11 protein-coding genes and 1 pseudogene are annotated in these 9,042 nt (G+C 46.4%); 5 read left to right on the top strand and 7 right to left on the bottom strand.

Features of this window, described 5'->3' with window-relative positions; genetic code table 11:
• From PF479_RS04400 to PF479_RS04415, 4 genes and pseudogenes are all read left to right on the top strand, one after another.
• Positions 1–457: pseudogene (locus PF479_RS04400) on the top strand (hypothetical protein); the annotation flags it as partial.
• A 31-nt stretch (positions 458–488) separates the two neighbouring features.
• Entirely contained in the window at positions 489–1,169 is a 681-nt protein-coding gene (locus PF479_RS04405; protein WP_298002609.1) for a response regulator transcription factor, read from the top strand.
• Complete coding sequence (locus tag PF479_RS04410; protein WP_298002612.1) at positions 1,162–2,559, top strand: cell wall metabolism sensor histidine kinase WalK; 1,398 nt, start codon at positions 1,162–1,164, stop codon at positions 2,557–2,559. Before PF479_RS04405 ends, PF479_RS04410 begins: the two co-directional genes overlap by 8 nt.
• Entirely contained in the window at positions 2,556–3,713 is a 1,158-nt protein-coding gene (locus PF479_RS04415; protein ID WP_298002615.1) for a 4Fe-4S binding protein, read from the top strand. The genes PF479_RS04410 and PF479_RS04415 overlap by 4 nt, the downstream gene beginning before the upstream one ends.
• 26 nt (positions 3,714–3,739) lie before the next feature.
• Here the strand turns inward: PF479_RS04415 and PF479_RS04420 are convergent, their stop codons facing one another.
• Positions 3,740–4,486 (bottom strand): sulfite exporter TauE/SafE family protein, encoded by a 747-nt coding sequence (locus PF479_RS04420; RefSeq protein WP_298002618.1) that lies wholly within the window; start codon positions 4,484–4,486, stop codon positions 3,740–3,742.
• Between the two features lie 33 nt (positions 4,487–4,519).
• Positions 4,520–4,981 (bottom strand): MarR family transcriptional regulator, encoded by a 462-nt coding sequence (locus PF479_RS04425; RefSeq protein WP_298002621.1) that lies wholly within the window; start codon positions 4,979–4,981, stop codon positions 4,520–4,522.
• 144 nt (positions 4,982–5,125) lie between these two features.
• On the opposite strand from PF479_RS04425, the gene PF479_RS04430 reads away from it, so the two are divergent.
• On the top strand, positions 5,126–5,710 hold the full coding sequence (locus PF479_RS04430) for a class I SAM-dependent methyltransferase (RefSeq protein WP_298002624.1): 585 nt from the start codon (positions 5,126–5,128) through the stop codon (positions 5,708–5,710).
• Between the two features lie 34 nt (positions 5,711–5,744).
• Here PF479_RS04430 and PF479_RS04435 read toward each other — a convergent pair whose 3' ends face one another.
• The 5 genes from PF479_RS04435 to PF479_RS04455 all read right to left on the bottom strand — a co-directional run.
• Complete coding sequence (locus PF479_RS04435) at positions 5,745–5,993, bottom strand: hypothetical protein (RefSeq protein ID WP_298002627.1); 249 nt, start codon at positions 5,991–5,993, stop codon at positions 5,745–5,747.
• A complete protein-coding gene (locus PF479_RS04440; protein ID WP_298002629.1) occupies positions 5,990–6,763 on the bottom strand; it encodes an HAD-IIA family hydrolase in 774 nt (257 codons plus the stop codon). The genes PF479_RS04435 and PF479_RS04440 overlap by 4 nt, the downstream gene beginning before the upstream one ends.
• A gap of 41 nt (positions 6,764–6,804) precedes the next feature.
• Complete coding sequence (locus PF479_RS04445) at positions 6,805–7,182, bottom strand: hypothetical protein (protein ID WP_298002632.1); 378 nt, start codon at positions 7,180–7,182, stop codon at positions 6,805–6,807.
• A 56-nt stretch (positions 7,183–7,238) separates the two neighbouring features.
• A complete protein-coding gene (locus PF479_RS04450; protein WP_298002635.1) occupies positions 7,239–8,738 on the bottom strand; it encodes an acyl-CoA dehydrogenase family protein in 1,500 nt (499 codons plus the stop codon).
• Between the two features lie 90 nt (positions 8,739–8,828).
• Positions 8,829–9,042, bottom strand: a 214-nt coding sequence (locus tag PF479_RS04455) for a DbpA RNA binding domain-containing protein (RefSeq protein ID WP_298002638.1), incomplete at its 5' end; no start/stop codon positions are given.

Consider the following 9,042-nt stretch of genomic DNA (forward strand, 5'->3'; position numbering starts at 1 on the left):
TGGTGGAGGCTGCGGCGGATCTGGCAGCGGCGGGAACGGGTCGCAGAATCAATCCGAGTTGTCTTCATTTTTTGAAAATCCCATTCCCGAAATCCCGGACACAGAAATCACCCTGGCCACCAGGGTGGACGGGATTCAGCAGGTTGAGGTGTCTGTGACCGAAAGAGGATTCGAACCGGCGGTGATTGTTATTGAAAAGGGAGTTCTCCTGAACTGGACCTTCAAAGGGGTTGAAATCAATGAAAAGAATTATAGGGTCTATTTTCCGGCCTATGGTTATCAGGGCATGGAATTCAAGGAAGGAAACAACACCATAAATCTGGAACCCGAAACTGATTTTGCCTGGTACTCCTGGAAAAATGATTTTGGAGGATTTGTCAAAGTGGTGGATGATCTTGATTCTGCCGACCTGGAGGCAATCCGAAAGGATGTACAATTAGCCAATGACCAGAATTGAATATTTCTCCCGAAAGTGATTAGGTAAAGCCATGGCAGAAATACTGATCATAGAAGACGATACACAGATAGCCGAGGTGATTGCCGCCTATCTGAGCCGGAGCGGGCATACATCCCGGATGGAGCACTCAGGTCTGTCCGGGCAGAAAGCCTTTGAGGAAGAGGATTTTGACATGGTCCTGCTGGACCTGATGCTCCCCGACAAAAGCGGTGAAGATATCTGCCGTTTTATCAGAAGTCATTCCCGGATTCCCGTCCTGATGCTCACGGCCAAGGCTGACGAGGCTTCCCTGCTCTACGGCTTCCGGGTGGGTGCCGATGACTTTATGACCAAACCCTTCAGCCCGCGGGAATTGATGGTTCGAATCGAGGCTCTCCTCAGGCGCAGTCAAAGTGCACCTGCAGCCCAGCTGCTGGAACTGGATGAGGGGCGACTCCGCTTTGACCGCGGGAAAAGACGGGTATGGAAAGATGAGAATCTGCTTCATCTGACCGCTGTTGAGTTTGATATTCTGGAAAAACTGATATCCTATCCGGGACGGATATTTTCCAGGGAGGAAATCCTCCAGGCAGCCCGGGGCGGAGACTTTCAGGGAACTGACCGAACCGTGGATTCCCATATCAGAAATCTTAGATCGAAAATTGAAGAGACCCCCAAAAATCCTCACTACATTCTGACGGAACGGGGAAAAGGATTCTACTTTAATGGTTAAAAGGACCGAAAAGCAAAGCCTGTCCATTGCCCTGCGCCTGATGTTATCCTCTGCGGCCTCCGTCCTCATTGCCGTACTGATGATGACCCTGCTATTTACATTCTTTCTGAATAAACGCTTCAGTGATTACATCCGTCAGGAAAAAAGTGCGACAAGAAATGAATTGGTCCGGACACTTTCTGAACGCATGATAGTCCACTCATCCCTGGATAATGACTGGCTGGAACAAGTCAGTACGGTCTATATGGAGCAGGGAATATTTATCACCCTTAACAATTCAGAGGGTGATATTATGTGGAGCTGTCTGAAGGACAATGCAGACGAATGCTCCATGCATATGGATAAGGATGATCCTGATTTTTTTGATAATCTGGAGACAGCCATTTACAAACTTCCCGGTGGGAACACTTCAGAATCGGCTCTCTCCCTGAATATTTCCTATGACCCTAACGCAGAGTATTCGGAGAATGACCGTTTCTTCCTGGAAGAGAGTTTCAAAATGCTTCTCCTCTCCATGATCCTGGCTCTGTTTGTCTCATCCCTGGCGTCTTTCGGCCTGTCCCGTTCAATGAGCCGTCCCCTCCGGGATCTGTCAGACTATGCCTTACGACTGGCAAACCATGATTACCTGGCAGGAGACCCCTTCCGGAAAGGAACAAAAGAAATTGACGCTCTTCATGGGGCCATTGAACAGCTGGCTTTTTCTCTGGAAGCCCAGGAAGATCTCCGCATACGGCTGACTTCAGATGTATCTCACGAATTAAGAACCCCTTTGACAAAAATACAGACCTCCCTGGAAGCCATGATTGACGGGATATGGCCCCGGGATGAGGAAAGACTCAAGGGATGCCTTCGGGAGATTCTGCGGCTCACAGGACTGGTGAGACAGTTGGATGATCTGAACCGTTATGACAGGGAGACTGAAGCCCAGCCTATGAAGCCGGTGAATCTCAAGGAATCTCTGCTGTATGTTTTGAATATGTATGAACAGGACTGCCTGAACAGGAATATAAGTCTGAAGTGGCAGCTTCCCAATGTGTACATTACAGGGGACGATGAAAAGCTGAAGCAAGTCTGGATTAATCTGATGTCCAATGCCCTCAAGTTCACAGACAGGGGGGGAGAAATCAACGTGAACCTCAGCCCCGGCAATCCTGTCACCATCAGTTTTGCAGATACAGGCATCGGGATAGAGAAACAGGATCTTCCTAATATTTTCGAACGTTTCTACAAGGCGGATAATTCACGCAATCAAAACGGCTCTGGCCTTGGATTATCCATAGTCAAAGAGATAATAAATCTTCATGCCGGTTCGGTCCTGGCAGAAAGCCCGGAGGGAGAAGGGTTTACAATCCGGATTCAACTGCCAAACAAGGATGATAAATCATGAATGTTTCAAGGGTATATAAAAATAGTAGCTCCAAGGGTCTGGGTCTTCTGATCTTTCTGATTCTCTTTCTGTCTCTGAATTATCATGAGAAAACTCTGTTTTTTTCAGACTCTGACGATCAGGAGACGGCCCTGAGCAATGCTTTTCTGGAGAAAGAGTTTCCTCAGATGAAGAGCCGGAAAGAATCGGAGGAGCTGCCGGGCTGGACAGGAGTCAGAGATTCATCGGGAAATCTGCTGGCCTATTACACTGTCGCCCGGGAAAACAGCCGTCACAGCAGCGGCTATGCCGGATCGGTCCCGCTGTTTATCATCCTCAACCATCAAAAGATCATACAGGAAGTTCGCTTTCTGAAAAACAAGGAAACACGGCGCTTCATTGCCCGGCTTGATGCCCTTGATTTCATGAACTCCTGGACGGGTATGACCCTGAAGGAAGCAGCAGAGTCTCAGGTAGATACCGTATCCGGCGTCACTTTGACCAGCAGGACAGTCATTGATAACCTGAAAGAGGTTTTAAAAGACCCAGCCATGCCTCCCGTCCAGAGAGTACAGGGATACCGTAAAATTGTGATACCCCTGGCAGAAGGACTTCTCCTGCTCTTTGGCCTGTTCAGTTTCTTTAATAAAAATCTAAGAAAATTCAGAACCCCGTTCCTGATAACACTGATTGCTGTATTCGGATTTGCCGGAGGCGACTTCATTTCCCTGTCCATGCTGCGGGGCTATCTGACAGGAGCCGTCCCTTTTCTGGGAAACCCGATTCTCTGGATACTCCTTATTCTATCTCTGGTCCTGCCTCTCATCACAAATAAAGCCTTCTATTGCAGTCAACTCTGCCCCTTTGGTGCCCTCCAGGAGCTGGCGGGTAAAATCCCTTTTCCACCCCGGAAGGTTCCCCTGCATCTGAGGAGATACCTCAGTAGTTTCAGAACCCTGCTATTTGGAGTCCTGGCCCTGATTATTATAATGGATTATTCTCTGGATCTGTCTCTGGTTGAGCCCTTTGCAGCCTTTCTGTACACAGTGGCAGCACCGATTACACTTGTTCTGGCAATGGTCTCTTTAGTTTTGTCCCTCTTCTACAGAAAACCCTGGTGCCGCTGGTTCTGCCCCACCGGTCAGTTTCTAGAGTATTTAAGATCAGACCAATGAATCATCTTCCGGAGCTTTTCCAATGACTAAGTCATCAAAAATCGAAGAATCATCAACCCGGCAGTCACAGCCAGACCGATTTTGACAACAATATCTCCTTTTTTCAAAGCCAGTTTGATTGTCATCCATGAACCTAAGGCATTACCTGCAGATAGGATGAGAGCATAAACCCAATTGATTTTTCCACTGACAATGAAAATAACAATGGCAGGAATCGTATACAGCAAGACAATGAAAACACGGTGCATGGTGATATTCATCAATTCCATACCACTCAGGTGACGGAGAGTGCCATAGATCAGGATGCCCACACCGACCTGAATAAACCCGCCATAAAAACCAACCAGGATCATGGCCGGATAAATCAGTATTTTTCTTATTTTACTTTGTTCTGCAACCGCTGTCTTTTGGGGAAGAAATAAAGAAACAATGACAAAAACCATGACGAAAGCAAGAAGCTTCTCAAATAATTCATTGCTGATTCTTACTGAAAAAAGAGCGCCCAGAATGGCACCGGGCATGGTTAATAGACTGAGTTTCAAACTTTCTTTAATATCCGTAAATTTTTCACTCTTTAATGCAGCAGCTCCGGACGCTGTGCTGACCAGGACTCCGATCCTGTTTGTGGCATTGGCGACAGCCGGTTCTACACCCATTATGACCATCAATCCCAACACTATCATAGATCCGCCGCCTGCCAGCATATTGACGACACTGGCAAAAAAGCCTGCTGCAAACAATAATAATGTAAATACGAAATTCAATTCATCCATATGTGTTTAGTTCCTATATGCTTTTAAATAAACCTATAAGTTGAATCTTTTATCTAGAGAATGTTCATATTTCTCCAGAAACTCCTGTATCAGACTCGCCTCTTTCTGCTTTAGTCCCTGAAGATACTCACCGAATCCACCATCCACTCTCCGGTGCCAGTTTTGATGTTTCAGAAGTATCACTTTGCCTTTTACGCTGAGTGAAACCAATGCCCGAGAGGCGTTGGCAGGGTCCTGATCCTTTTTCGCCAGTTCTTTGGTTTCTAATTTCTTAAGAGTCTGAGAGACGGCACCTTTGGTGATCTGCATGAACTCTGCCAGAGCTGTCACACTTTCCCGGGGATGATCACCCAGAACTTCAATAAGGTACATTTCCGCAGGCATCAACTGATGATCCGTACCAAAGCTATGGGGTTTCCGGTCCAGGTCACTCTTCTTGCGGGCAACCCTTCTGAGTTGATTAATGATATCCAATGAGACTGATTGATTATCCATTTCTATAGCGTATACTTACTATACACTATTTGTCAACAATGAGATTTCCTGTCAAAACGGCATGCCAACCGGGAAGGACAGGGAGAGGTATTTCTGTAGAATAAGTTTGCAGAGGAGCCGCAAATAATATAGTATTTGGTATATATGGATTTAAAGAAACATAAGAAAATCTTCAACGGGATCTCCTCTGTCTACAACCTGTTTTACAAGTCTCAATGCCGGGGGTATGCTCATATTCTCGATGAGCATATAGATAAACTTCAAATCCCTGAGAAGGGGCACATCCTGGATATCGGCTGCGGCACAGGTGCCCTGATCCAGTCTCTCTCCCATTATGGATTTGATGTTCAGGGCGTTGACCTTGCCGAAAAGATGCTGGGACATGCTGTTAAAAGAGGACTGACCTGCCGTTATGGAAACGTAGTAGAGGGCCTGGGGATGGAGGATCATTCATTTGACCTTGTGACCTCCGCCTTTGTGGCCCATGGCCTGGACCGGGAAAAAAGAAAACGCCTCTTCCAGGAAGCAGCCCGCCTGTCAAGAGGCCTGGTCCTCTTTCATGATTACAGCAGCAGCAGAAACTGGTTCATCAATTTTATTGAATACATGGAAGATGGAGACTATTTTAACTTTGTAAAATCTGGCCTGGATGAAATGAAAGAGCTGTTCGGTTCTGTAGAAGTTATCCGGATAAAGAAATTTAACAACTGGTATATCTGCCGGGTGTGAGATATCGGTCCCGGATGATATCGATCATTTCATATTAATGAAAGATTCTTTTGAGAAGCACCACGATAAGCCTGATTAAAAGAAATACAGGATAGGCTGCAATGAGAAAACCATATCCGATAATCCGTAAAACTTCACGTACGTCCTGAGTAAAACCCATGGGGTATTTCCAGGAACCCAGATCCGGATTAAATATGATCAGGAACAATCCGATTCCAGCAAAAAGAATCAGAATCTTAATCTCCTTCCACAACTTTTCCTGAAAAATCCTCTTGTTCTTCAAAAAGGAATATCCCCTACTCCATCCAGAATATAATGAGGACTATAGGCAAAGAGTTCAATATCCTCTCTCTTTGTGACCCCGCTTAACACAAGGACCGTATCAATTTCCGACTCGATTCCGGCAATGATATCCGTGTCCATCCTGTCTCCCACGATGACTGTTTCTTCCCGTTTGCAGTCCAGCTTCTTCAGGGCTATACGCATCATCAAAGGGTTCGGTTTGCCGACAAAGTAGGCCTTTCTTCCGGTAGAGAGTTCGATGGGACTGATCAGGGCACCCGTGGAAGGAGCTATTCCATTTTCAACCGGTCCCGTCAGGTCAGGATTGGTACCGATCAGCTTGGCTCCCCGGCGCACCAGATTGACGGCATGAATCAGGGTTTCCATATTGTAACCCCTGTAATCACCGACCACTACATAGTCCGGATTAACATCATTCATGGAAAACCCGGCATCATAGAGGGCATTAATCAGTCCTGCTTCACCGATGACGTAGGCACTTCCGCCGGGACACTGGGATTTCAGAAAACCTGCCGTAGCCAGAGCACTTGTATAAAAATGATTTTTTGTGACCTCGATGCCTAATCGGGAAAGCTTCTGCTGCAGTTCCATGGGAGAGCGCTCGCTGGCATTTGTTACAAAAAGGAATTTTTTCCCCTCATCCTGCAGCCATTTTACAAATTCCAAAGCGCCGGGCAAAAGCTTGTTCCCGTGATATATGACTCCATCCATGTCGCATATGAATGCATTTTTACTCTGCATGTTTTCCATTAAGATTCCTTATGTATATGTATATTATACAGTATTGAAGTCTAAATAAGAATCCTGACCAGGCCGAATACATAGACAAAGAGCCACCATAGATAGGCGATTCCGGTGTATCTGATAAGATTTATAGATAAGGGAAGATCCCGGTTCTTACCCAGAAAGTGTTTCCAGAGTAAAACTGATTCTATCATCATGCCCAGCAAGGCCAGATAGCCAAGGACACCGTGAAATGTCAGACCCCTGTTGGTCGAGCCCAGAATCATCAGTCCAGTGGCACAGATATCCGACAGGACGGCTAGACTCAGAACAATCGGGGTTGTAAGGGTCAGTTTCTCAGATTTTCTCTTTAAAATAAAGAATACCGTATATAAGATGAAAGCAAGATTTACAAGAGAGATTCCAAACATTAAAGACTGATTCATATGACCTCATTGTATTTCATAATTTGAAGGATTCATGACAATCATAATGAATTTTATCAGGATGGGACAGTTTCTCTCCATAAATTTGCATTTCTCTGTTCATAAGGAATATAGCAGGCCCTGTTCCCTCCCTGAAAACTTCCCAGAAGAGACTGAATCCTTTCGGTCATGGATTCCAGTGCCTGATTGATCAGTGCGGGATCATACCCTCCCAGGCCCAGATCCAGTGTCCATTCAAGACTTGTGATCCTCCCGAGAATACGGCCGAAATCCACTTTTTTTCTCTGAGCCATATCGGGATTGATGGAAAAGCCGGTCATCCTTTTCATTCGCTCGGCAATCTTGGATGTCAGAGGATGTGTTTTCAGGGCTGATGACATATTAAAGTTTTTCATCAGGTTCATGTGTTTGATGAATTGGTCGGCAACCTGCTGGTAAATGACATCGTTAGAGCCCTCAAAGATTTGAAAGGGACGGCTGTCTACTACGGATCTACCGGCGATATGACTGAGTTTGTACCCCTTGGCACCCACCAGCTGCAGCAGGGATTGGGAGGCATTCTGCATCATGTCGCTCAGCACCGTCTTATGGATGTTGGCTTCCAGAGATTTTCCGGAAAGATCATTTTCGATAGAAGAGATCCCTGCGGCATGGCGGCAGAAGGCAGAAGAAATTGTGAAATCAGCCTGAAGATCGGAGAGACGTTTTTGAACCTGGTCGTAGGAAAAAAGAGATTTCCCGCTTACCATACGCTGCTCCGTATGCCTCACTGCCTCATCCAGCATTCGATGAATAAACCCTGTTGCCATTCCGGAGAATCTCATCCTGCTGCGATGCAGCAAATCCTGCATCAGCCGTATCCCTGATTTCTGCGGAATCAGCCTGTGATGGAATGGCACTTCCACATCCACCTGATTGAGGGCATAGGGAATCATATAGAGGCCCAGGTTTGAAAAGGTTTCTATGGGTTTGACATATTGTCTGGGATCCGAGGAATCACAGATAAAGAAATCAATATCCCGTTTCAATTCAGAGGGTCCCTTCTTTTCTCTGGCCGTCATCAGCCAGTAGTCGGCCCGCCCGCTGAGGCCTGCCCAGTGTTTTTCACCGGCAATAGCATAACCGCCGCTTCGCTTTTCCCAGCTGGTCTTCATGGCCAGAGCATCCGTACCATACCCGGGTTCGGTGATCATCAATCCGCCGAGAGAATTGTTTTTGAGGAATATACCAAAGGTTTCCTTCTTCAGTTTTTCTTCTCCATATTTGGCTAGGGGCTCCAGGAACAGAGCGCCATTGATTCCCAGAATCAGGGACAGGGGCAGTGATTCGTAGGATGTCGATTCCAGGAGGCTCAATATTTCCACGGGTTTGCTACCCTTACCGCCATAGGCTTCGGGTATGGAAACCGCTGAAGGACTGAGAACCTCTATCTCATCCAGAACTTTTTGAGGGATGCCTCTTTGCTGCTCCGCCTCTTCGGGAGAGTCCTGATCTGTGAATAGATTTTTTAATATCCCCTGATAAGTCTTGAGATAATCCTTGAATGATTCTGTCATAGTGTCAGCCCCTTGTTACGTTTATATATTAGTTATCTACTATTATATAAAAAATTACAAGACTGTGAGAGATGAAGCGGTCCTTAAGAGTCAGGCGTCATGGATCATGGCCTTGAACAGATGACCCTTGATCTGATCCTCTTCCATGACCTTTAAAGCCCTGGCGGCACTGCCGCGTTTGACCGCCACAAAGGTGATATAATCCTGACGGTCAATTTTTCCCACATCACCCCCGGGAATGCCGTTTTTGGATGTAAGAGCCCCCAGGATATCACCGGCACTGATCTTATTCCTCCTCCCTCCG

The sequence above is a fragment of the Oceanispirochaeta sp. genome, assembly GCF_027859075.1.
Taxonomy (GTDB): Bacteria; Spirochaetota; Spirochaetia; order DSM-2461; family DSM-2461; genus Oceanispirochaeta.